This is a genomic window from Ruegeria sp. BG11 (assembly GCF_056538565.1).
The window spans coordinates 146,713-168,729 of record NZ_JBQFTH010000008.1 but is presented as its reverse complement, the minus strand read 5'-3'; the positions used below and the strand labels follow the sequence as shown (position 1 = coordinate 168,729).

Sequence of the window (22,017 nt, the reverse complement as noted above, 5' to 3'; positions counted from 1 at the left end):
GGAATCCATCAAAAACGTCATCGCATCCGCAAAAATCATCTCTGCGCGGCTTGTCTCTTTTGTTGACGCATCACAAAGGGCGTCACGCCGAAAAAACTCCGGTAAACAGATGAGAAACCGTTCGGGAAACCGCAGGCCAAGCCTATTTCGCGCACGCTCATAGTGGTGTTCAGTAGAAGGTTATTGGCCTTGGCTAGCCGCATTTCACGATAGAACCCGTTGGGTGTGGTGCCGAAGAACGCCTTGAATTTCCGCTCAAGAGACCGATTCGAGATATTCAGGCTGTCCACGAGGTCCTGGATCGGCAAAGGGTCTTCGATGTTGGCCTGCATCAGCTTGATGCACTGATCCAGTTTCTTGTCCCCAGTCGCTGTGTTTTTTGCGCCCGAGAACGGCTGCATCGACGAAAAATCGCGGATATTTTCATGCAGCATGACGTCCGCCACGGTCAATTGCGTGGGCCCCGAGATATGCCGCCCGATCACGACCAGTGCGATATCGGTGGTGGCCCCCATACCTGCACAAGTGACGACTGCGCCGCGCTCGGTTGCGATGGACAGTTTCGCTTCGAACCGTGCACCGCGCTCACGCAGGAATGAGGCGTTTTCCCAATGGGTTGCCAGATCGGCGGTACCCTGCTCGTCGATATACCGGCTTGCCGCCTCAGCCAACAAAAACACCTGCGCGCCGCGATAGGTATAGTTCGACACCACCCGGCCCAAAGACAGGTCGGGGTGATCCGGGTCCGAATTGCCAATCACAAACAGATAGGTGGCATCGGGTTGGTTCGGGATGGTTTCGGTCTGAACCTTTGCGTCGCTGCTGCTTGCCACCGGACCGCCACGCAGGGATCGGTAGGTATAGGTGAACGGCGGCGTTGCAGACACCCGATTAGAAATCCGTAGAACATCTACCAGCGACGCGAGTTCCAGCAGCACAAAGCCCGGCGCCACCAGAATGTCGAAATGCACGGGGCTGGTCTGACGCGTGGTGGGGGCTGGCGATGGTGTCTCGGACATACCTTTCCCTTGTCGGTTCAGACGATCCGATGACCGGCTGACTGCAGGCGACGCGCGAGGGCCTCGATATGATCCGGGCCGATTTCGCAGCATCCGCCAACGATTGTTGCGCCTTGGTCGACCCAGGCCATCGCGTGGTCGGCATAGGCCTCGGGGCTGAGATCGTGGCGCTGTGCGAGACTATCAACCGTGGGAGCGTCTTGCAAAAACCCCTCGGCGATATGCGTGAAGCCGTTGGCATAGGCACCAAATGGCAGTCCCATCCCTGACAATATCTCAAGCCCGGCTGGAACCGCTTCGGGACGGGTGCAGTTGATCAGCACCGCTTGCGGATTGTAACCCTCGACCAAGGGGGCAATCTGATCCAACGGCTCGCCGGATCGCAGACGCGTTCCGTCCTCATCCATCGGAGACAGGGCCAGCCACACAGGTTTCCCGCAGCCAGCAGTGCCCCTCAGGGCGCCTTCGGCCTCCATCACCGACGAGACCGTTTCGATCAGGATCAGGTCCACACCATCCCCCATAAGCGCGACCAGTTCAGCGAATTTGCGTCCGGCCTCCTCCGGATCAGGCTCGAGATCGGGTCTGTAGGAGGCCAATAGCGGCCCGAGCGCTCCGGCAATGCGCCCGCCATTCCCTGCGCGCGCCAGATCGGCCTGAGACACGGCGGTGTGGATCAATTGCGCCAACTGGTCCTCGATCCCTTCGCGCACAAGGCGCGAGCTGTGGACGGCATAGGTGTTGGTTGTCGCAACTGTGGCCCCGCGCCGGAAGTATTCCGCATGAACCTCGCGCACCAATTCCGGTTGATCCATCATCACCCGCGTCGACCAGAGCGGCGTTGGTTGTTTACCGCTGCGCTTGACCAGCTCCTGCCCGATCGAGCCATCCAACAGAGTAATTTCGGCCATGTCATAAACTCCTTACGGGATCAGCACCAATTTCCCCGGCAACGCTTTGGATTGGAAATCCTCTTGTGCCCTGGCGATATCCTTTAGGGGATAGGTGCGGGAAATCAAAGGCTTGATCCGACCAGCGTTCATCAGCTCAACCAGACGGCCAAACACCTCAGGCGATTGGTGAGTGCAGCCGTGAATGGTGATATCGCGCAGGTAGATGTCGCGTAGATCGGCCTGCACCATCGGGCCTGCAATCGCACCTGATACAGCATAGTGCCCGCCGGGTTTCAGGGCCAGCACGAGGCCCGCCCAGGTCGGGCCGCCAACCACGTCGATCACGACGTCGAACATATCTGCAGGCAACGCAGCATCGCGATCAAAGGTCTCAACCGCGCCTTGGGATTTCACAACCTCGGCCTTGGCGGCACCGGTCACACCCCATACAGACGCGCCGCGCAGGCGGGCCAGTTGCACTGCCGCCAGACCGACACCGCCCGAAGCCCCAGTGATCAGCACCTTGTGGCCAGCGGTGACCCCGGCGCGGGTCAAAAGGTTCTCGGCAGTGCCAAAGGCGCAGGGAATGGCCGCGATCTCGGTATCTGACAGTGGCGAGGCAGAGACATCGTAGAGATCATTCGCTTCGACCAGACAGTATTGGGCAAAGGCGCCATCAATCTCAGAGCCTAAGGCAATAAACCCCTGTGGATGGCCAGGTCGCGGGCGCGGCAGATTGATCGGGCAGGTCACGCGCTGACCGGGTTGAAACCCTGAACCCGGACCGGCTGCTTCGACAATGCCGCACAGGTCGCCGCCTTGAATTCGAGGGAATTGAAGCGCGCCGCCCCACCCTCCGGCATCGATATCCTGATCGACGTCATCGGTGGCCCCGGTCACGTCCGAAGAGTACCACCCGACCCGCGTATTGATATCGGTGTTGTTGACCCCGGCAGCTGCGACGCGGACCAGAACCTGCCCGGGACCGGGCGTTGGAACGGGAATATCCTCGCGCCACTGCAAAGCCTCCGGCCCGCCGTGATGAGTGAGGTAAACGCCGGACATATGTGCAGGGATCGTCATTTCAGCCTTCCGATTTGGACTTTGGTGAAAGGCAGACTGGGGCCCGCCATGGGCCCCAGCTTGGAGTTTTGTGCCAATTTGGCAATCCCCAAAGGGATCAGGCGCGCAGACGCTCGTTGGCGGGATCCCAGAGCGGCTGGTCTTCCTGCACCACAGCCCGGTACTTCTGGCCGTAGATCTCAACCTCAAGCTCTGTGCCCGGGTTTGCGACCTCGGTCTTGACCATGCCCAGCGCGATAGACTTGCCAACACGATAGCCCCATGCGCCCGAGGTCGTCTCGCCCACGATCTGATCGCCCTGCCAGATGCAAGACATGTAAGGCGCGTCGCAATCGCCTGCGTCCACTGTCAGCGTGACAAAGGATTTCTTCACACCCTGTTGCTTTTCGTTCAGGATTGCGGACTTGCCGGGGAAGTTCTGCGGTTTATCCAGTTTGACGAACCGCTCCAGCCCGCCTTCCAGCAGCGAGTAGTCGGTCGACAGATCGCCCTTCCACGCACGGTAGCCTTTCTCGATACGCAGCGAGTTCAGGGCGTACATGCCGAACGGGGTCGCACCCGCGTCGAGGATCGCTTCGTAGATCGCCGGCATGTCTTCGTTGAGGGCGTGAACCTCCCACCCCAGCTCTCCGGCGAAGGAGACGCGGATCAGGAAGGCCGGTTTGCCCGCCACGGTCGCGGATTGATGCGTCAGCCAGCCGGTGGACAGATCCGCATTGCTGAGGCCCGAGAGAATCTCGCGCGATTTCGGGCCGGTCACTATCAGCGTGTCACGAGTGGTAGTGACGTCCTCGACCGAAACACTTTCTGGCATTGCTGACATCAGGATGTCGCGGTCGTGCCACTGCGCGGTAGCGGCCGTGATCATCACGAACTCATCCTCGCCTAGTCGGATACAGGACATCTCGGTCAGGATACGGCCACGGTCGTCCGAAATGTAGACGAGGTTGATGCGGCCAATCTTGGGCAGACCACCGGTGATCAGGCCGCGCAGAGTTTCGGCAGCACCTTCACCTTTGACCATGAAACGCGAGAAGCCCGGCAGGTCCAGCACGCCGCAATTGTCGCGGACAGCTTCGCACTCTTCCTTGATGCGCTGCTCCCACGGGCCCGAGCGACCCCATGTATGCGTGGCCTCAAGCGAGGTGTCGTCGCCCGGCTTGGCAAACCAGTTTGCGCGTTCCCAGCCGTTATAAGCGCCCATGACGCCGCCCAGTTCCTTGACCTTGGCATGGACTGGCGACAGTTTCTTGTCGCGCGCAGCAGGCCATTCATGGTGCGGGAAGTGCATGGCGTATTCGTTGCCGTAGACCTCCATGCCCTTCTGGTTGCAGTAGTCCTGATCGGTGTAGTCGGTGTAGCGTCGCGGATCGACGGCCCACATATCCCACTCGGTGTGGCCATCAACGATCCATTCGGCCAGCACTTTGCCTGCACCACCGCCTTGCGCGATGCCGAAGGTAAAGCTGTGCGCTTCAAACGCGTTCTTCACACCGGGCATCGGGCCGATCATCGGCAGACCGTCCGGCGCGTAAGGGATCGGGCCGTTGATCACGCGACCAACCCCCGAGGTTGCCATCAGCGGAACCCGTTCCATCGCGTCGGTGATGATGTCCTCAATCCGGTCCAGATCGTCGTTCCAAAGCTGGAAGCTGAAATCCTCGGGCATCGGATCGTCTTCGGTCATCCACTCGCCCTTGCAGTTGGGCTCATAGGGGCCAAGGTTGAAGCCGTTCTTTTCCTGACGCAGGTAGTATGAGATATCCACGTCGCGCAGCAGAGGCAGTTTGCCACCGTTCTCCTTCGACCATGCCTCAACCTCGGGGACTTCATCGGTCAGCAGGTACTGGTGGCTCATGACCATCGCGGGCACCATGCGGCCGCCATAGGGTTTGAACATCTCACCCACACGCTGCGCGTAATATCCGGCTGCGTTGACGACATAGTCACAGGCGATATCGCCCTTTTCGGTGTGAACGGTCCAAGTGCCGTCATCGTGCTGCGTTACATCGGTGGCCGGGCAGAAGCGGATGATTTTTTGGCCCAGATCACGCGCGCCTTTGGCGAAGGCTTGCGTCAACTGCGCCGGGTCGATATCACCATCGGTCGGGTCGTATAGCACGCCCTCAAGGTCATGGGTTTCGAGGAATGGGTAGCGCTCTTTCGCCTGCTCTGGGGTCCACATCTCCATCGGGATGCCCTGGTACAGACCCATCGACATCGCGCGTTCGAATTCCTGCATGCGCTCTTTGCTGTGCGCCAAACGGATAGACCCCGAAACGTGGTAGTTCATCGGATAGTCGACTTCTTCGGCCAGACGCGAATACAGCTCGGTCGAATAGCGCTGCATGTTCATGATCGCCCACGAAGTCGAGAAGGTCGGCACGTTACCCGCCGCGTGCCATGTAGACCCCGCAGTCAGTTCGTTCTTTTCCAGCAGAACGCAGTCCGTCCAGCCCTTTTTCGCCAGATGATACAAGGATGAGCAGCCGACAACGCCGCCACCGATGATGACCACTCGGGCCTTGGTTGGAAAATCACTCATGTGTTTTGATCCTCTGTTACTGTGCCCGCTGGGGCAGATCGTCTGAGATGTCGTAGTAGTCACCCTTGTCCGCGACAAAGATGTGCTTTGAGAGTTTCAGGCCCGTTGGTTCGCTGAGCGCCCCCATCGAGATCGAAATCGTCTCTTCTTCATTGTGCTGCCAGAACAGGAATGAGCCGCATTCGCTGCAGAACCCACGCCGGGCGGTCTCTGAGGCGCGGAACCAACGCAGCGTGTCACTGGCGGTGAAGCTTAAGTTGTCCTGATGTGTCCAAGTCGATGACCATACATGACCCGATTGTTTGCGGCACTGACCGCAATGGCAGGCAGAGGGCGGCGAGAGGTCTCCGTCAATCGTAAACGCGACTTTGCCGCAAAGGCAGGATCCCGTCTGCATATAGCTACCCCCTTGCTGCGGGCGCAGAGCTGGCACCCAGCAACACGCCATAGATGATGAAACAGGTCGCCATGATCCGGCGGACCCAGATATTGAACACAGCCCCCAATGCCGCCTTGCCCATCAACGCGCCCAGCAGGGTGAAGCCGGCATAGCTGAGCGTGGTGATGATCAGAGCGGTCGGCATGATAACCCCCATCTGCTGCCAGATCGGCACGTCGGGCTGCACGAATTGCGAGAAAGCCGCCAGATAGCCAGCAACGCTTTTGGGGTTGATCGTCGCCACCGCCAGCGCATGCAGATAGACGTGCCGCGCCGGGCGTTCAGTGGCAGGCGCTGGCCGTTTCGCGTTGATCCATCCGCGAATACCAACCCAGATCAGGAACCCAGCCCCGACCAGTTTAGCGATGAAGAACGCGGTAGGTGAGGCTGCGATCAGGGCCGTTACACCCAATGCTGACAAGATCAGAAATGCGCTGGCCTGTGTCAGGATCGCAAGAACACCGAGCATCGCCTTCGGGAAGGGCAAGCTCATACCGTTTGAGATACAATTGACGGCATTCGGCCCCGGAGTGGTGACGAACACCACCCAGAACAGCGCGAATATGGTCCAGGCCTCAAAGCTCATCAGTATACCGGTGGTGCAATGACCCAGATGGCCACGGCGGGCTCATCATAGGGGTTTGCCCATTGATAGGGTTCGTGCTTGATGCGGAAACTATCGCCCGGCCCGACCGTGAAGTGCCGTGCACCGATCGTCAGGTCCAGTTGGCCCGAGATCATATATCCGACCTCCTGCGTTGGCCGGTCCGCGGGTTTTTGCATTTTGGATCGGGGCTCAAACGTGGAATGCACCATCTCGAAATCATCGGTCAGGTCTGGCGACAGCAGTTCTTCGATCAGACCTTCTTCACCCGAGCCCATAGGACGTCGTGAAACGGCGCGAACCACATAGCCTTGCTCCTCAACCGGAGCGGCAGAATGCGAAAACAGCATCGACATGGGAACACCCAGACATTCCGCGATCTGACGCAGGTCCGAGATTGAAGGGTCGGACATGTCCCGCTCGACCTGACTCAGCCAGCCGACCGAGCGGTTCAGGCGATCGGCAATTTCAGTCAGCGTCAAACCCCTTGCCTTTCGCAAGGCCCGCAAGTCCGCTCCGAGCGTCGCGCGCTGAGGGGTTTGCGTGTTCAAAACCAGACTCCGATTCTCGTGAAATTCCTTTTACGTTTTTCACGATGCCTCAGTTCCGTGAAATTTCAAAGCATTTTTTCACGACAGGTCGCAAGTCAGCGACCAAACCCAAACAAAACAGAGGTTTAGGCAGAGAACACGTTTTGGAGAATTTTGGTCAATTCGGACGCGTCCACTTCCGTGAAAGCATCCGGCTGGTCGCTGTCGATGTCAAACACGGCAATAACCGCGCCCGAGTCATCGCGAACCGGCAAAACAAGCTCTGACCTTGTGGAAGATGCGCAGGCGATATGACCAGGAAAGGCATCCACATCCGGGACCAGCTGCACCTCACCCGTGCGCGCGGCTGCGCCGCATACGCCGCGCTCGAACGGGATGACCAGACAGCCGTGACCGCCTTGATAAGGGCCGATCTTCAGCAGGCCCGGTTCGGTAACGCGATAGAACCCTGTCCAGTCAAAGCGATCATCGGCGTGATGCACCTCGCATGCGATGGTCGCCATCAGAGAAATCCGATCGGTTTCGCCTTCGGTCAGCGAGGCTATGGTTTTGGCGAGGGTGTCATAGTCGACGGTCATGTTGGAAATGCTCCGATCCGGGTCTTGGGGGGCGACGCCCCCAATCCCCGGAGTATTTGCAAAAGCGCAGAGGGTCAAACGCGTTCGATGGCGATTGCCGTGCCCTCTCCGCCACCGATACAGATCGCAGCGATCCCACGTTTCAGGTCGCGTTTTTCCAAAGCGTTTAGAAGGGTGACCATGATCCGGGCACCAGATGCGCCGATTGGATGGCCCAAGGCGCAAGCTCCGCCATTGACGTTGACCTTGTCGCGCGGCAAGCCCATTTCGTGCATGAAAGCCATCGGAACCACGGCGAATGCCTCATTCACCTCCCACAGGTCCACATCATCTTTGGTCCAACCCAGACGATCCAACAGCTTTTGAGCCGCAGGAACCGGAGCAGTTGTGAACAGGCCCGGGGCCTGCGCATGGCTGGCGTGGCCTAAAACGCGCGCGCGGGCGGTTAGTCCTTTTGCCTGAGCGGCGTCTGCAGAGGCTAGAAAGAGAGCCGCCGCTCCGTCAGAAATGGAGGAGGAATTCGCCGCCGTCACCGTGCCATCCTGACGGAAGGCTGGTTTCAGTGTCGGGATTTTCTCGGGTCGGGCGGATTTGGGTTGCTCATCGGCCTCAAGCACCAACGCCCCCTTGCGGGTTTGCACCGTTACTGCGGCAATTTCCTTATCAAACGCGCCACTGTCTTGCGCAGCCAGCGCGTTCGAGAGGGATCGCAGCGCATATTCATCCTGCGCCTCGCGGGTGAACTGATAGGTCTCGGCGCAGTCTTCGGCAAACGTTCCCATCAGACGGCCTTTGTCATAGGCATCTTCAAGCCCGTCCAGAAACAAATGGTCCACAACCTGCCCGTGCCCGATCCGCTCACCGCCGCGCATCTTGGGCAGCATGTAGGGCGCGTTTGTCATACTCTCCATCCCGCCCGCGATCATGGTATCTGTGTGGCCCAAAGCGATCTGATCATAGGCGATCATGGCGGCCTTCATACCCGAGCCGCACATCTTGTTTAGGGTGGTAGCGGGCACTTCTTCTCGCAACCCGGCGGCAAACCCCGCCTGACGCGCTGGGGCCTGCCCTTGCCCCGCCGGAAGCACGCAGCCCATCAGGACTTCGTCGACAGTTTCCGCGCCCGCCTGCTGCAAGGCGGCGCGAATCGCGGTTCCGCCAAGTTCGGCAGCGGGAACACCCTCGAACATGCCCTGGAACCCTCCCATAGGTGTACGGGCCGCGCCTGCGATCACAACGTCTTTCATCGGAAATCCCTCCTCTTGCCGGGACTTGAATACCGAATGGTAAGATTTGCCGTCTAGCGTATTTCTACGACGCAATTTCAGCTGAAAAGGGCGGTCAATCATGAGGCTGACCAGCACAACTAACGAAGGGGCACAGATCATCACCGTTCATTCGGAACGGATAGATGCGGCCATCGCGATCCAGTTCAAGGAAGACATGCGCCGCGAAACAGAAACCGACGCAACGCGCTTCGTTCTGGATCTGGCAGGCGTGGAATTCATTGATTCAAGCGGATTGGGGGCCATTGTCGCCTCGATGAAACAAATCGGAAGCGAACGCCGCCTGGATCTGGCCGGGTTGCAACCCGTGGTCGAAAAAGTGTTTCGTCTGACGCGAATGGATACCGTTTTCAGGTTGTTCGATTCCCTCGACGACGCGCTGTCAGCACAAGCAGACTAACGCGGCCAACGTAGATGTGTGTAACGCCGTCCAGTGATCAAACCTGCCTGCAGCTGAGTTTTCCGGCTGTAGAAACGGAAGCCAGCGCTGGCATTGCAAAATTGAGCGCAGGCCTGGCCCGTCACGGCTTGCCTGTCGAAAAGGCGGATGACGTGAAGATTGCCTTGGCGGAAGCAATCAACAACGTCGTCGAGCATGCTTATTCTGGCATTGAACCCGCCAAGGTGCAGGTTTGTTGCCGGTTGGAGCACAACCAGCTGGACATTCTGATATCGGATACGGGGCGTCCGCTGCCCGGCTGCAAACCTCCGGATGGGACCCCGGCCTCGGTTGAGACCAGCCTGCAGAACCTGCCAGAAGGGGGTTTTGGTTGGTATCTGATTCACGAACTGACAAGCGAGATTCGGTATGAGCGTCGTGATGGTTGCAATCTGTTGTCGTTGCGGTTCGACGTCCCAATGCCCGAATGACCCGAGGGATTTGACGCGAAATGGCCACAATAAGGCCTTTTTCGAACCATTACGCCGCCCCAAACGACTGTCAAACATAACACCGTAGCTCAGATAGCTTCCCTCGGCGCCAAGTGTCACAGCCCCCACCCAGTGAACGGCGCCGAGGAACCTCCCTACTCTCATTGAAGAACTGGACAATCATTCCCTGCGCGATAGTTTCGCGTTGTTCAAAACAGGGGGATGATGATGCGGGATTTACACAAGCCGGGCCGGTCCCAAGTTCTGGCCACAAACGGGATATGTGCGACCTCGCACCCCCTTGCGGCGAAAACCGCCGTCGACATTCTGGAACGCGGCGGCAACGCCATGGATGCAGCCATTGCCGGGGCGGTCTTGCTGGGGATTTGCGAGCCGCAGATGACCGGTTTGGGTGGCGATTGCTTTGTCCTCTACAATCGCGCGGGAGAAACCCAGATCCGAGCGTTGAATGGTTCAGGCCGGGCACCTGCTACTGCGCAAGCCAGCGCGCTGCGGGATCGGGGCTTGACTTCGGTGCCTTTGACCAGCCCCGACGCGGTTACAATACCGGGCGCGGTCGACGCGTTCTGCCATCTCAGTCAAATCGAAGGCCGACTGGGGCTGGGTGCCATTCTGCAACCGGCCATTCACTATGCAGAACAGGGTGTGCCGGTCGCTCCACGCGTTTCTTTCGACTGGCGCAACGGCGAACCGACCCTCCAAGGGGCCGCGCGGGATCACTATCTGATCCACGGGCAAGTCCCCAAGACAGGTCAGGTCTTCCGCGCGCCAAAACAGGCGGAGGTCCTGCGGCGGATCGCAAAGGATGGCCGAGAGGCCTTCTATTCAGGTGAAATCGCGGAGGATATGATCGCCGCCCTTTCCGCCTTGGGAGGCCTCCACACCGCCGAGGATTTCCAATCGACGCAATGCACCCCCTCCGAACCGATGCGCGGCACTTATCACGGCGTTGATCTGGTCGAGCATCCCCCTAACGGCCAAGGCGCAACGGCGATCTTGCTGCTCAATATTCTCAAGCATTTTGACCTTACCAGCATGGACCCATTGGGCGCGGAACGAGTGCATATCGAGGCCGAAGCGACAAAACTGGCCTATGACGCGCGCAATCGTTTCATCGCAGATCCCGACCATATGGCGCGGGCCGAGCGGTTTTTGGACAAAGACATCGCCGCATCCCTCGCGGCTTTGATCGACCCTAAACAGGCCATGCCCGCTGCCGCCCCGCTGACCGAAGCGATTCACAAGGACACCGTCTACATTACCGTCGTCGACCGCGATCAGATGGCCGTGTCGTTGATCTATTCGATCTTCCACAGTTTCGGCTCGGGGATCGCATCCGAGAAATACGGCATCTTGCTGCAAAACCGCGGCGCAGGCTTCACCCTGCAAGCCGGGCACCCAAATGAGCTGGGTGGCGGCAAACGCCCGATGCACACGATCATTCCCGGCATGCTGGCCGAGAACAACGGCGTTACGATGCCCTTCGGCGTCATGGGTGGGGCGTATCAACCCACAGGACATGCGCGGTTCGTGTCAAACCTGATGGATTTCGGTTTTGACCTGCAAGAGGCCATCAACGCCCCCCGTGCCTTCGCCGACGGAGGCATCCTGAAGCTCGAGCGCGGGTTCCCCGAAACGGTTGCTCAACAATTAAGCGAAATGGGTCACACTGTGGAGGTCCCAGAAACTCCACTGGGTGGCGCACAGGCCATACGAATCCGTGAAGACGGTGTTTTGGAGGGGGCCAGTGACCCCAGAAAGGACGGTTGCGCGTTGGGGTATTGATCAACGCGCAGGCGCGCCGCCCCGCTCAGTTCAGATGGAAGTGCAGCGGGTAGGATCCATCTTCGAATGGGCCGAACATGTTAGGGATGTCGGGATGCTCAACCGGCTCACCCGATCGGTCCTCGATCAGATTTTGTTCTGAAACATAAGCTACATAGAAGGATTGGTCGTTTTCAGCCAACAGGTGATAGAACGGCTGATCCTTGATCGGCCGACTGTCTTCGGGGATGGCTTCGTACCATTCCTCGGTATTCGAAAACTCTGGATCCACGTCAAAAATCACCCCTCGGAAGGGATGTTTCTTATGTCGCACAACTTGTCCCAGGCCGTACTTGGCATGTGTCTTTAGCATTGTTTCAGCCCCCAAAGAGGTTACTACCTCTTTCCGGGCAGAAAAGCCAATCATTGATGTGAAATTAAGGGAAACAGTCTGTGAACCTCTTACTGACAGTGTTCGAAATTGCGGCACCCGTGTTCCTTTTGTCAGCAATCGGCTTTGTCTGGGTCAAGCTTGGCTTTGAATACCGCCTACAGTTTGTGACGCGTTTTGCGATGACGCTGGCAGTCCCCAGTCTGATTTTCGTGGCCTTGATGCAGACCGAAATTCCCGGTGGTGACCTGTCACGGTTCACTCTAGCCACCATTGCGGCCAATCTGGTTCTCGCAGTCGTTTTTTGGGTTATTGTAAAGGTGCTAAAGCTTGAGCAACGCACCTACCTTTCTCCGCTGATCTTCGGAAATACCGGCAATTTGGGCCTTCCCCTATGCATCTTTGCATTTGGTCAGGCCGGTTTGGGATATGCGGTTATTTTTCTGGCCGTGACCGCACTGTTTTCCTTTACCTACGGAATCTATCTGGTCGCGGGCAAAGGCGCTTTCGGACAGGTCATCCGTCAGCCCATGGTCTGGGCCACGCTGCTGGGGGCGCTGTTCTTGTGGCAAGACTGGGAAACACCTCTCTTCCTAACCAACACCTTGGATTTGCTGGGGCAAATGGCTGTTCCGATGATGCTTGTGACCGTCGGAGTTGCGATCGCGCGCCTGACCTCTCGCAGTCTTCGCCAGGCCATTTGGCTGTCGCTTCTCAAGTTGGCGGTTTGCTTTTCCTTGGGATGGGGTGTTGCGATCCTCTTCGGGCTTGAAACCATCGCATTCGGTGTTCTGGTCTTGCAAATGTGTACCCCGGTCGCGGTCACCTCATACCTGCTGGCCGAGCGGTTTGAGGCCGATGCAGACGCCGTTGCGGGCATGGTGATGGTCTCAACGGTGCTGTCTGTCGCCGCGTTACCGGGTGTTTTGGCTATCGTTCTGTAACGATTGTGATTTCCTCAGCGCTCAATCTGCGCTAGAATGCCAGAAAAAAGGCACGAGGCACATGAGCAGAATTCTATTCGTACTCCTAGGGGTGCTGCTTTTGGCATCCTGTGGTGGCGGGTCTAAACAGCCACCCAGCAGACTAAATGACGCGTGCAGCATTGCGCGCGAGAAACCTGACTACATCAAAGCCTTCAAAAAAACCGAGCGGAAATGGGGTGTTCCCGTTCACGTTCAGATGGCGACGATCTATCAGGAAAGCCGTTACCGCCACGATGCGCGCACCCCGCACCGCTATGTGCTGGGCGTAATCCCGATGGGTCGGCAAAGCAGCGCCTTTGGCTACAGCCAAGCCCTGGACGGCACGTGGGAAGAATACCAGCGTGAAACCGGAAAACGCCGCGCCAAGCGGGATCGCATTCGCGACGCGTCCGATTTCATCGGCTGGTACATGAACAAAACCTACGAGCGGAACGGCATCAATCTGGGCGACACGCGCAACCAGTACCTGGCCTATCACGAAGGCCATACAGGCTATGCGCGCGGTAGCTACAACCAGAAATCCTGGCTGTTGAATGTGGCCAGCGATGTTGATGCACGGGCCAACCTGTATCAGGCTCAGCTGGCCGGCTGCCGCTACTGACTTGGGCGGGTCAGCGGTCGCTAGACCCGACCCGCTTTCCGTTCGAGAACAAGCTCTGATCGAGGCGCGCCCCCTCGGTCAGTTCCCCTAGAAGAACCGTGGTTTGTGTGCCTGCATTGTCGTGGATCACCCATTTCCGCAGCTCGACGGGGTTGTCTGTAAACATCAGCTCAATCCGGCCCGACTCAGGGTTTTTGGGGTCCTGTGCCGTTACCACGGTCGCGGTCCCGTCAAAGTCGTGTCCGACGACCATGTTGGCCTGCCCCAGATTTACGTTCCGAGCCAGCACAAGTGAAAGAGGCGTCCGTTTCAGCGGGTATTGTTCGGGCGGCTGGTTGGATTTCGGATCAAAGATCTGAACACTCCCCGAACGCGCAAGAACAACCGCGCTGTCGGGCGGATCATATTCAAACCGCATCTTACCGGGCCGTTGGATCCATAGCTTGCCGGTACTCAGCGAGCCATCATCATTCACTTGGGTAAAGCTGGTCTGAACCGTTTTCATCTTGTTCAGATAATTAGAGATCTCCGACAGCGGCAGCTTGTCCGCAGCCCATGCGGCAGGCGCGGCCAGTGTCAGAGCAAGGGCAAAAGCAATCTGTTTCATACGACTCAGATAAGGCTTCTGCCCTTGTTATTAAATATCCTACTGCTCGGGGACGAGGATTTCCCTCTTACCGACATGATTTGCCGCCGAAACAACGCCTTCGTCCTCCATCTGCTCAACCAGCCGGGCGGCCTTGTTGTAGCCGATGGCAAGTTTCCGCTGGATGTATGAGGTCGAGCATTTGCGATCCTTGATCACAATCGCCACCGCCTGATCGTAAAGCGCATCCTCGCCGTTGGTATTGCCACCGGTACTCAGGCCCAATACGGCGTCGATGTTGTCGGCTTTTTCCTCAGCCGGGCCATCGACCACACCGCTCATGTAATCGGGCGGACCGAATTGCTTCAAATGGTTGACGATTTCCTCGACCTCTTCGTCCGAGACAAACGGGCCGTGGCAGCGGGTAATCTTGGCACCACCCGCCATATAGAGCATGTCACCCTGCCCCAGCAGTTGCTCGGCGCCCATCTCACCCAGAATGGTGCGGCTGTCGACCTTCGATGTCACTTGGAACGAAATCCGGGTCGGGAAGTTCGCCTTGATCGTACCGGTTATCACGTCGACCGAGGGGCGCTGCGTGGCCATGATCAAGTGAATACCCGAGGCCCGCGCCATCTGCGCCAGACGCTGAATGCAGGCTTCGATCTCTTTGCCCGCGACCATCATCAGGTCGGCCATCTCGTCTACGATAACGACTATATAGGGCATCGCCTCGGGCGCGAATTCTTCGGTCTCGAAGGTGGGTTCACCTGTTTCATCGTCAAAGCCCGTCTGGACCGTGCGGCTGAACATCTCGCCCTTGTCCAGCGCGTCCTTCACGCGGCCATTGTAGCCTGCGATGTTGCGGACACCCATCTTGGACATCTTGCGATAACGATCCTCCATTTCGCCCACGACCCATTTCAGGGCGACAACCGCCTTTTTCGGGTCCGTCACAACGGGTGAGAGCAAGTGCGGGATGCCGTCATAAACCGACAGTTCCAGCATCTTGGGGTCGATCATGATCAGGCGGCACTCGTCCGGCGACAGCTTATAGAGCAGCGACAGGATCATGGTGTTGATCGCCACCGACTTACCCGAGCCGGTCGTCCCCGCGATCAACAGGTGAGGCATCTTCGCCAGGTTCGCCACAACGGACTCACCACCAATATCCTTGCCCAGCGCAAGAGGCAGCGCATGGTTGCCATCACCGAAATCGCGGCTGGCGAGGATTTCGCGCAGCACCACCATCTCGCGGTTTTCATTGGGCAGTTCGATCCCGATCACTGAGCGTCCGGGCAGGGTCGAAACACGAGCCGACAGCGCCGACATCGACCGCGCGATATCGTCGGCCAGACCGATCACGCGGCTGGCTTTCAGACCCGGAGCGGGCTCCAGCTCATACATGGTGACCACGGGGCCGGGGCGGACGCTGACGATCTCACCCTTCACACCGTAGTCGTCCAACACGTTCTCCAGCATCCGCGCGTTTTCTTCCAGCGCCTCGTCGCTCAGGTGGTGACGCTGAATGCTGGCCGGGTTGGACAACAGGCCCAAGGGGGGCAGTTCGAAATCGGAATGCCGTTCTTCGAAGGACAGGGTCGGCTGCGCCTCGGCCTGTGCCCGACGGGACGGCGGCGGAGTGCGACGGACGGGTTGGGCCACTACCGGCTTGCGCGGCTCGGCCACCGGGATCTTTACGGCTGGGCGCTGTGGCACAACCGGTCCAGGTGTCGCCGTATCTTCGAACACCGCGCCATCGTCGTAGGCATGCGCGTCACAGTCATCTTCGGGCATGTAGTCTGCCTCTGGCTCATAGTCGGGCTCGGGCTGATAGTCATGCGCCGTGTCTTGCCACGTCGGTTCAGCCGACAAAACAGGCTCGGGTGGCAGACCAGCAGCGGTCATGGGCGGCTCGGGCGGCAATTCATTCGCCCCTCTGGGATTGAAGATCAGCGGGTCCGGTCCACGACCGCGGCCCTTGGTCAGGGGTAGGTTGGGGTCGTGTTCAGGGGCCATCTCACCGGTCGCCACCTTGCGATTGCGCACAGCGGCCGAAATCTTCGAGCGGATACGATCTTCACCCGGCATTTCATCAAAACCCTGCACTGGCATGGCTTCGACCAATTCAGGCTCTGGCAGCGGCTCGGGGCGACGGATCAGGGCTGGCATCCGGGCCAGAAGGCCGGTTTTGGGGGCGGGTTCGGGTTCTTCCTCGACCTCTTCGAAGATTGGGTCTTCAAACGCGATCTCGTCGTCGAAAACGGGTTCGATCCGCGCGGCGCGGTGCTCTTTCCATTGTTCACGACGCTCTCGCGCGGACTGTACCGTGGCCGAGGCGCCCCGACCCAGTAGGTTCATCAGCATGTCGTATGACATCACCAGCCCCAGCAGGAAAGCTCGCGTTCCACGCGCGACATCAACTTTGGTGAAGCCAAGAACAAAAATACCCAGCGCCAGCATTCCGACGGCCATGGCCAGCGACATCAGCTTGACCAGGAAATGCGAGGAGATCGGCAGAAGCGTCAGCAAAGCCCCCATGACGGTGTCGCCAAACAGTCCGCCCAACCCATAGCTATGGGTCGCGCGCCAGACCTCGCCTGGAACCAGAGTGGCGGCGTAAACCGAGACGACGGCGATCCAGATCGGCGCAAAGATCAGCCGCGCCACGGCGCGGTCTTCGCCGAAATGACCGGCAAAACGCACACCCCAACCAATCAGAACCAGCGCGATCCCCCAGCTGCCCCAGCCAACGATCATGAACAACGGCGCAGCGATCGAGGCACCGATCCGGCCCATCCAGTTCTGCACTGGCGCGTCGGTCGAGACCATCCAATTCGGATCTTCCGGAGTGTAGGACCAGATCATTGCCGCAGCGGCCAGCCCCAACAGGATCAGAGCGATCCCGATCAGTTCCTTGGTTCGCCGCTCAATCGCGGCCTGAGTCGTGCTGTCCAGTAATGGATCGCGGTTGCGCGCGTTCAATGATGCCATTTTGCCCTCGTACCTCACGAATAGATGCAGTCACGAAGCTTGATCAGCCCCTGCTGCAACTCTTTTTTTGGAGCCACCAAAGCGGCCCGGATAAATTGCTCGCCCGGGTTTTGCCCCGGATCACCTTGAGAAAGATATGCGCCCGGCAGGACCCGAACGCCGGTCTCCTGCCAAAGCTTCAATGCGGTTTCCTCGCCGTTCTCGACTGGCAGCCACAGGAAAAACCCGGCCTCGGGCGGCATGTAGCCCTGCAGGCCTGAGAAGACGTCATCCGCGATGGCGTATTTTTCTTGATAGAGCGCGCGGTTCTCGATCACATGCGTCTCGTCGGCCCAAACGCGCGCGGCAGCAGCCTGTAGCGGCAGTGGCAATGGCGCACCCGCATAGTTGCGCAGCTGTTTGACCCGTTTGATACTGTCCGGCCCGCCCGCAATCAGGCCCGAGCGTAGCCCGGCCAAATTCGACCGTTTCGAAAGAGAGTTGAACAGCAAGACCCGCTCAGGATCCGCGCCCAGCTCTTGCGCGACGGTCAGGGCACCAGTTGGGGCCTCATCGCGGTAAATCTCGGAATAGCACTCATCGGCGAAAATGCGGAAATCGTATTTCTCGGCCAGGCCGATCAACTCGGCCCAATAGTCGCGCGAGGCGACAGCCCCCTGCGGGTTCGCAGGCGAGCAGATATAGGCGGCAACCGTCCGGTTCAGCACATCCTCAGACAGGCTGGTATAGTCCGGCAAATGGCCGGTCGCGGCGGTGGCGGACACGAAGCAAGGCTGCGCCCGGACCGAGATCGAGGCGACCATATAGACCTGATAAAACGGGTTCGGACACAGAATGATGGGATCTTGCCCGTTCTTCTGTTCGGGGCACAGCGCCATGGCAGCATTGTAAAGCCCCTCGCGCGTGCCGTTCAGGGCCATCACGTTGGTATCGGGGTCCATCGTCACGCCATAGCGGCGCCTGATCCAGTCAGTGATCGAACCTCGCAGCTCGGGCGAGCCTTCATTCGGGGGATAGCCCTGAAACCCAGCCGCGTTTTCTGTGATAACGTCTGTGACCCAAGCGGGGAAGTCATGCATCGGCGCGCCGATGGTCATGTGAATCACGTCTCCGCCCGGTTGATGGTGGTCCAACAGGGTGCGCAGACGCGGGAATGCGTATTCCGGTAGGTTCGAAAACCGCTCGGGAAAATTCATATCTACTGCCTCAATATCGGGATCGTTTTCGCCCCGTTTGATTGGCAGATTACAGATCAGACCCCGCCCCGTCCAGACAAAGAGGTTCCGAATCAGGGGATTGTGGCATTCACGCCAATGCGGTTTCCGCCGCCGAACCCAACCGCAGCAGCGCTTCTTCCGAGCCGGGATAACCCAGCATCATCAATCCACAACCCGCAGTTCTTGCTGGTAGCGTCAGCGCCGCAAGCCCCATCAGATTGCCGATACGCGTATTACGCAGGGCCAACAGATTCTCGGTTACGTAATAGTCGTGATCGCTGAGGAGCCGCTCTAGGTTGGGCGGTAGGATGGGAGCGGTTGGCGCCAGAACCGCATCAAAACCAGCGGTCGCCGCATCCCATGCCGCACGGCAGGCCTTGAGCTTGGACCACGCGGCCACATAGTCGGGGCCTGAAACATCTTTGCCGGTGCGGAACCGCTCAAGAATCTCGGGATACATCGCCTCGGGGTTGGCTTCGATGACGTCTTTCCACAGCCCGTAGGCCTCAGTCGTGTAGAGAACACCCGAAAGCGCCATAGCATCGTGCAGTTCAGGCACCTCCAGCGGGACAATCTCGGCCCCGGCATCGCGCAAACGATCCAGCGCATCGTCGAAGGCCTGTCGCGGCGCATCGCGCAGGTCGTCCTTGGCGACGTTCTGCAACTCGGCAAAGCGGCGGCCTTTCAGGCTGGCACCCCGCAGATCCGCAGGTGTGCCGCCTTCCAGCATGGCCAGCATATGGGCGGCATCTTCGACGGAACGCGCCAGAGGGCCAACCGTGTCGAACCGCAGACAAAGTGGCACGACCCCTTCAAGGCTGAGCCGCCCGGCCGTGGTTTTCAGCCCCACCAGATTGTTCCAGGCTGCCGGGATTCGCACCGACCCACCCGTATCCGAGCCAATCCCGCAGGCCGCCAGCCCCCAAGCCACCGAGGCCCCGGCGCCCGAGGATGAACCACCAGGCACAGCATCCTCATCATCCACACAGGGCGGCGTGTCCGTGATCGGGTTCAAACCTAGCCCCGAAAACGCCAGTTCGCTCATGTGGGTTTTGCCGAGGCACACGGTGCCCATGGCCGTTGCGTTGCGTAAGACCACCGCATCCGCGTCCGGCACTCGCCCTTTCAACAGGGCCGAGCCCGCCTCGGTTCCAATACCAGCCGTGTCGAACAGATCCTTCCAGCTGATCGGCACGCCATCCAGCAAGGATCGACGCAAGCCCAAGGCAGCGCGCTCTTTCGCGGCTTTCGCCTCAGACCGGGCGCGGTCATGGGTGACGCGTGCATAGATACGGTCGCGGTGGGGATGGGCGTCAATGGCGGCCAGATAGGTCTCGGTCAGTTCAACGGGGTCGATTTGCCCCTTCCCGATCCCACGGCCCAAATCACAGGCCGTCATGGTTAGCCATTCCTGCATCACACCCCTCCTTGCGTCTGACTTTCTGGGACGGTAGCGACAGGACCGCACATGGACAATCCCGAAAGGGCGCGCATATTGCAGGGCATGACACAGGCATCGAAAATCCTGATCGTGGGCGGAGGCCTGAACGGCGCGGCCCTTGCATTGGCACTGGCGCAAACCGGGCATTCTGTTTGCGTGATTGACACGTTGGGCGAAAAGGTCCGCAAGAACGCGGCATTCGACGGGCGGTCTTATGCGCTGGCGCTGGCGTCCAAGCGGTTGCTTGACGCAATCGGTGTCTGGGGGCGGGTTGAGGAACATGCCCAGCCCATGCTTGAGATCAAGGTCACCGATGGCCATGCGGGTATCGGGCCGTCACCCTTTTTCATGCATTTCGACCATACCGAGATCGAGGAAGGCCCGATGGGCTACATGGTCGAAGATCGCCACCTGCGCCGCGCGTTTCTTGAGGCGATGGCGCAAGACAAAGCGATCACCCAGATCAACGGCAGAACGGTCGTTTCGCAACAGGTCGATGCAACTGGTGTGACGTTGACGCTGGATGATGGTGCGAGTGCTGAGGGCCATCTGATCGTAGGCTGCGACGGGCGCAGTAGTGGAACCGCGTCACGCGCCGGGATCAAGCGTACCGGCTGGGATTACGGCCAAACAGCCCTTGTCTGCGCAATTGAACACGACCTGCCGCATCACGGCATTGCCCATCAGTTCTTCATGCCCCCCGGCCCGCTTGCGATCCTGCCACTGACCGGCAATCGTAGCTCGATCGTCTGGAGCGAACGCACCGAAGCAGCACAGCGCATCAACGCTTTGCCTGAGGCCGAATACCTGCAGGTCTTACGCCCTCGGTTCGGGGATTTTCTGGGCGATATCCGCCTGCAGGGTGACCGCTTTACCTATCCACTGAACCTGACCATCGCCAATTCCTTCATCTCGGATCGCCTGGCCCTTGTCGGCGACGCCGCACACGGGATGCACCCTATTGCAGGCCAGGGCCTGAACGCCGGGCTGAGGGACGTGGGCGCCTTGGCCGAAGTGCTGACCTTGGCCGGACGGCGTGGCGAGGATATCGGGTCGGTGTTAGTGCTGGAGCGCTATCAGGAATGGCGGCGGTTCGACACAGCCTCGCTGGCGATGGCAACCGATATGTTCAACAAGCTGTTTTCGAATGACAACCCGCTGCTGCGCCTTGGTCGGGACATCGGGATGGGCATTGTCGGCTCCCTTCCCGGCCTGCGCCGGGGCTTCGTTCGCGAAGCCGCCGGGTTGACCGGCGACCTGCCGAAGCTCTTGCAAGGACGGGCAATCTAGAGCGTAATTGAGCGTTCAAAAACGCTCAGTCCAACGCGCGGGCTTCATCGACCAGCATCACGGGGATGCCGTTGCGGATCGGAAAGGCCAAACCGGCAGCCTTCGACACCAGCTCCTGCTTGTCAGCATCATAGTGCAGCGTCGTATGCGTCTGAGGGCAGATAAGCGCCTCAAGCATATGGCGGTCAAAAGCGTGTTCAGTCTCGCTCATTGCAGTTTTTCCTCATTTGATCCGCCCCGCAGCGCGAATTCGATCAATGTCACCAGCGTCTCACGCCTTGTGCGCAGACAGGGGGCCTCTAGCAGGGCCTGTTTGTCCTCCGGATCGAAATCCATCAGCATCGACAGGGAATTCACCAAAAGCTCATCATCTGCTTCTTTCAGCGAATCCCAATCGGTCGACAGATCACGCGAGTCGAAGAAGCGTTCCAGCAGGTTCAGAAAGCGGCTGCGGTCGAAAACGTCGTCCTTCTCGGCCTTGCCAAGATCGCGGTCAAACCCATCCCAGGACACTTCGCACCGGCGATAAGGTGTGAAGGCGTCCAGTTCGGACTTGATACGGAACCGGGACACGCCGGTCAGGGTGATCAGATAGCGGCCATCCTCAGTCTCGGAGAATTGCGTTACGCGACCAGCACAACCGATCCGATGCAGCTTTGTGTCATCGTTCAGCGAGGGGTTCGGCTGAACCATTCCGATAAGCCGCTCCTTTGTTTTCAGGGCATCGTCCAGCATCTGCAGGTAGCGCGGCTCGAAGATGTGCAACGGAAGTCGCGACCGGGGCAGCAGCAGCGCCCCGGGCAGTGGAAATACGGATATCGTATCCGGCAAGTCGGCGGGATGAATCATAGACCCGAG

General features: G+C 59.2%; 22 protein-coding genes. 6 read left to right on the top strand and 16 right to left on the bottom strand.

What is annotated here, in order from left to right:
• Window positions 1-35 precede the first annotated feature (35 nt).
• The 9 genes from ACR0JF_RS14560 to ACR0JF_RS14520 all read right to left on the bottom strand — a co-directional run bounded on the left by ACR0JF_RS14560 (window position 36) and on the right by ACR0JF_RS14520 (window position 8,959).
• Window positions 36-1,019 carry a helix-turn-helix domain-containing protein gene (locus tag ACR0JF_RS14560; RefSeq protein WP_170661542.1) on the bottom strand — a complete coding sequence of 328 codons (984 nt, stop codon included), beginning with the start codon at window positions 1,017-1,019 and terminating at the stop codon, window positions 36-38.
• A 17-nt stretch (window positions 1,020-1,036) separates the two neighbouring features.
• Window positions 1,037-1,930, bottom strand: coding sequence for a homocysteine S-methyltransferase family protein (locus ACR0JF_RS14555; protein WP_170661543.1), 894 nt, complete (start codon window positions 1,928-1,930; stop codon window positions 1,037-1,039).
• 12 nt (window positions 1,931-1,942) lie between these two features.
• A complete protein-coding gene (locus ACR0JF_RS14550; RefSeq protein WP_170661544.1) occupies window positions 1,943-2,995 on the bottom strand; it encodes an alcohol dehydrogenase family protein in 1,053 nt (350 codons plus the stop codon).
• Window positions 2,996-3,092: 97 nt separating this feature from the next.
• Window positions 3,093-5,540 (bottom strand): GcvT family protein, encoded by a 2,448-nt coding sequence (locus ACR0JF_RS14545; RefSeq protein WP_170661545.1) that lies wholly within the window; start codon window positions 5,538-5,540, stop codon window positions 3,093-3,095.
• 16 nt (window positions 5,541-5,556) lie between these two features.
• The gene (locus ACR0JF_RS14540) at window positions 5,557-5,937 is read right to left on the bottom strand and encodes a GFA family protein (RefSeq protein ID WP_170661546.1); all 381 of its coding nucleotides are present in this window, start codon (window positions 5,935-5,937) and stop codon (window positions 5,557-5,559) included.
• Between the two features lie 4 nt (window positions 5,938-5,941).
• A complete protein-coding gene (locus ACR0JF_RS14535) occupies window positions 5,942-6,565 on the bottom strand; it encodes a LysE family transporter (RefSeq protein WP_170661547.1) in 624 nt (207 codons plus the stop codon).
• Window positions 6,565-7,134, bottom strand: coding sequence for a helix-turn-helix domain-containing protein (locus tag ACR0JF_RS14530; protein ID WP_170375545.1), 570 nt, complete (start codon window positions 7,132-7,134; stop codon window positions 6,565-6,567). Before ACR0JF_RS14530 ends, ACR0JF_RS14535 begins: the two co-directional genes overlap by 1 nt.
• A gap of 125 nt (window positions 7,135-7,259) precedes the next feature.
• On the bottom strand, window positions 7,260-7,712 hold the full coding sequence (locus ACR0JF_RS14525) for a GAF domain-containing protein (RefSeq protein WP_170661548.1): 453 nt from the start codon (window positions 7,710-7,712) through the stop codon (window positions 7,260-7,262).
• A gap of 74 nt (window positions 7,713-7,786) precedes the next feature.
• On the bottom strand, window positions 7,787-8,959 hold the full coding sequence (locus ACR0JF_RS14520) for an acetyl-CoA C-acyltransferase (protein ID WP_170661549.1): 1,173 nt from the start codon (window positions 8,957-8,959) through the stop codon (window positions 7,787-7,789).
• A 100-nt stretch (window positions 8,960-9,059) separates the two neighbouring features.
• On the opposite strand from ACR0JF_RS14520, the gene ACR0JF_RS14515 reads away from it, so the two are divergent.
• From ACR0JF_RS14515 to ggt, 3 genes are all read left to right on the top strand, one after another.
• Window positions 9,060-9,398, top strand: coding sequence for an STAS domain-containing protein (locus ACR0JF_RS14515; protein ID WP_170661550.1), 339 nt, complete (start codon window positions 9,060-9,062; stop codon window positions 9,396-9,398).
• A 101-nt stretch (window positions 9,399-9,499) separates the two neighbouring features.
• The gene (locus ACR0JF_RS14510) at window positions 9,500-9,868 is read left to right on the top strand and encodes an ATP-binding protein (RefSeq protein WP_480669528.1); all 369 of its coding nucleotides are present in this window, start codon (window positions 9,500-9,502) and stop codon (window positions 9,866-9,868) included.
• A gap of 228 nt (window positions 9,869-10,096) precedes the next feature.
• The gene (gene ggt, locus ACR0JF_RS14505) at window positions 10,097-11,674 is read left to right on the top strand and encodes a gamma-glutamyltransferase (RefSeq protein ID WP_170661552.1); all 1,578 of its coding nucleotides are present in this window, start codon (window positions 10,097-10,099) and stop codon (window positions 11,672-11,674) included.
• Window positions 11,675-11,699: 25 nt separating this feature from the next.
• Here the strand turns inward: ggt and hspQ are convergent, their stop codons facing one another.
• Entirely contained in the window at window positions 11,700-12,026 is a 327-nt protein-coding gene (gene hspQ / locus ACR0JF_RS14500; RefSeq protein ID WP_170375556.1) for a heat shock protein HspQ, read from the bottom strand.
• Window positions 12,027-12,106: 80 nt separating this feature from the next.
• Here hspQ and ACR0JF_RS14495 point away from each other — a divergent pair, with 80 nt between their 5' ends.
• Both ACR0JF_RS14495 and ACR0JF_RS14490 read left to right on the top strand, forming a co-directional pair.
• The gene (locus ACR0JF_RS14495) at window positions 12,107-12,988 is read left to right on the top strand and encodes an AEC family transporter (protein ID WP_170661553.1); all 882 of its coding nucleotides are present in this window, start codon (window positions 12,107-12,109) and stop codon (window positions 12,986-12,988) included.
• Between the two features lie 61 nt (window positions 12,989-13,049).
• Window positions 13,050-13,631 (top strand): transglycosylase SLT domain-containing protein, encoded by a 582-nt coding sequence (locus ACR0JF_RS14490; RefSeq protein WP_170661554.1) that lies wholly within the window; start codon window positions 13,050-13,052, stop codon window positions 13,629-13,631.
• A gap of 10 nt (window positions 13,632-13,641) precedes the next feature.
• Here the strand turns inward: ACR0JF_RS14490 and ACR0JF_RS14485 are convergent, their stop codons facing one another.
• The 4 genes from ACR0JF_RS14485 to ACR0JF_RS14470 all read right to left on the bottom strand — a co-directional run bounded on the left by ACR0JF_RS14485 (window position 13,642) and on the right by ACR0JF_RS14470 (window position 19,845).
• Window positions 13,642-14,238 carry an outer membrane lipoprotein carrier protein LolA gene (locus tag ACR0JF_RS14485; protein ID WP_170661555.1) on the bottom strand — a complete coding sequence of 199 codons (597 nt, stop codon included), beginning with the start codon at window positions 14,236-14,238 and terminating at the stop codon, window positions 13,642-13,644.
• 39 nt (window positions 14,239-14,277) lie between these two features.
• A complete protein-coding gene (locus tag ACR0JF_RS14480) occupies window positions 14,278-17,211 on the bottom strand; it encodes a DNA translocase FtsK (protein WP_170661556.1) in 2,934 nt (977 codons plus the stop codon).
• Window positions 17,212-17,225: 14 nt separating this feature from the next.
• Window positions 17,226-18,407 carry an aminotransferase class I/II-fold pyridoxal phosphate-dependent enzyme gene (locus ACR0JF_RS14475; RefSeq protein ID WP_170661557.1) on the bottom strand — a complete coding sequence of 394 codons (1,182 nt, stop codon included), beginning with the start codon at window positions 18,405-18,407 and terminating at the stop codon, window positions 17,226-17,228.
• Between the two features lie 109 nt (window positions 18,408-18,516).
• Window positions 18,517-19,845: an amidase family protein gene (locus tag ACR0JF_RS14470; RefSeq protein WP_170661558.1), complete on the bottom strand. Its 1,329-nt coding sequence runs from the start codon at window positions 19,843-19,845 to the stop codon at window positions 18,517-18,519.
• A gap of 51 nt (window positions 19,846-19,896) precedes the next feature.
• Between ACR0JF_RS14470 and ACR0JF_RS14465 the strand changes: the two genes are divergently transcribed.
• Window positions 19,897-21,159 carry an FAD-dependent monooxygenase gene (locus ACR0JF_RS14465; RefSeq protein WP_480669527.1) on the top strand — a complete coding sequence of 421 codons (1,263 nt, stop codon included), beginning with the start codon at window positions 19,897-19,899 and terminating at the stop codon, window positions 21,157-21,159.
• 25 nt (window positions 21,160-21,184) lie between these two features.
• Here the strand turns inward: ACR0JF_RS14465 and ACR0JF_RS14460 are convergent, their stop codons facing one another.
• Both ACR0JF_RS14460 and ACR0JF_RS14455 read right to left on the bottom strand, forming a co-directional pair.
• Window positions 21,185-21,370: a Trm112 family protein gene (locus ACR0JF_RS14460; protein ID WP_170375578.1), complete on the bottom strand. Its 186-nt coding sequence runs from the start codon at window positions 21,368-21,370 to the stop codon at window positions 21,185-21,187.
• Entirely contained in the window at window positions 21,367-22,008 is a 642-nt protein-coding gene (locus ACR0JF_RS14455) for an LON peptidase substrate-binding domain-containing protein (protein ID WP_170493308.1), read from the bottom strand. Before ACR0JF_RS14455 ends, ACR0JF_RS14460 begins: the two co-directional genes overlap by 4 nt.
• Window positions 22,009-22,017: the final 9 nt, after the last annotated feature.

Bases quoted from the DNA above. Each gene is read 5' to 3' on its own strand.
- ggt (WP_170661552.1), top strand. From the start codon at position 10,097: ATGCGGGATTTACACAAGCCGGGCCGGTCCCAAGTTCTGGCCACAAAC.
- ACR0JF_RS14515 (WP_170661550.1), top strand. From the start codon at position 9,060: ATGAGGCTGACCAGCACAACTAACGAAGGGGCACAGATCATCACCGTT.
- ACR0JF_RS14520 (WP_170661549.1), bottom strand. From the start codon at position 8,959: ATGAAAGACGTTGTGATCGCAGGCGCGGCCCGTACACCTATGGGAGGG.
- ACR0JF_RS14480 (WP_170661556.1), bottom strand. From the start codon at position 17,211: ATGGCATCATTGAACGCGCGCAACCGCGATCCATTACTGGACAGCACG.
- ACR0JF_RS14540 (WP_170661546.1), bottom strand. From the start codon at position 5,937: ATGCAGACGGGATCCTGCCTTTGCGGCAAAGTCGCGTTTACGATTGAC.
- ACR0JF_RS14550 (WP_170661544.1), bottom strand. From the start codon at position 2,995: ATGACGATCCCTGCACATATGTCCGGCGTTTACCTCACTCATCACGGC.
- ACR0JF_RS14490 (WP_170661554.1), top strand. From the start codon at position 13,050: ATGAGCAGAATTCTATTCGTACTCCTAGGGGTGCTGCTTTTGGCATCC.
- ACR0JF_RS14560 (WP_170661542.1), bottom strand. From the start codon at position 1,019: ATGTCCGAGACACCATCGCCAGCCCCCACCACGCGTCAGACCAGCCCC.
- ACR0JF_RS14525 (WP_170661548.1), bottom strand. From the start codon at position 7,712: ATGACCGTCGACTATGACACCCTCGCCAAAACCATAGCCTCGCTGACC.
- ACR0JF_RS14475 (WP_170661557.1), bottom strand. From the start codon at position 18,407: ATGAATTTTCCCGAGCGGTTTTCGAACCTACCGGAATACGCATTCCCG.
- ACR0JF_RS14465 (WP_480669527.1), top strand. From the start codon at position 19,897: ATGGACAATCCCGAAAGGGCGCGCATATTGCAGGGCATGACACAGGCA.
- ACR0JF_RS14460 (WP_170375578.1), bottom strand. From the start codon at position 21,370: ATGAGCGAGACTGAACACGCTTTTGACCGCCATATGCTTGAGGCGCTT.
- ACR0JF_RS14535 (WP_170661547.1), bottom strand. From the start codon at position 6,565: ATGAGCTTTGAGGCCTGGACCATATTCGCGCTGTTCTGGGTGGTGTTC.
- hspQ (WP_170375556.1), bottom strand. From the start codon at position 12,026: ATGCTAAAGACACATGCCAAGTACGGCCTGGGACAAGTTGTGCGACAT.
- ACR0JF_RS14470 (WP_170661558.1), bottom strand. From the start codon at position 19,845: ATGCAGGAATGGCTAACCATGACGGCCTGTGATTTGGGCCGTGGGATC.
- ACR0JF_RS14545 (WP_170661545.1), bottom strand. From the start codon at position 5,540: ATGAGTGATTTTCCAACCAAGGCCCGAGTGGTCATCATCGGTGGCGGC.
- ACR0JF_RS14455 (WP_170493308.1), bottom strand. From the start codon at position 22,008: ATGATTCATCCCGCCGACTTGCCGGATACGATATCCGTATTTCCACTG.
- ACR0JF_RS14555 (WP_170661543.1), bottom strand. From the start codon at position 1,930: ATGGCCGAAATTACTCTGTTGGATGGCTCGATCGGGCAGGAGCTGGTC.
- ACR0JF_RS14485 (WP_170661555.1), bottom strand. From the start codon at position 14,238: ATGAAACAGATTGCTTTTGCCCTTGCTCTGACACTGGCCGCGCCTGCC.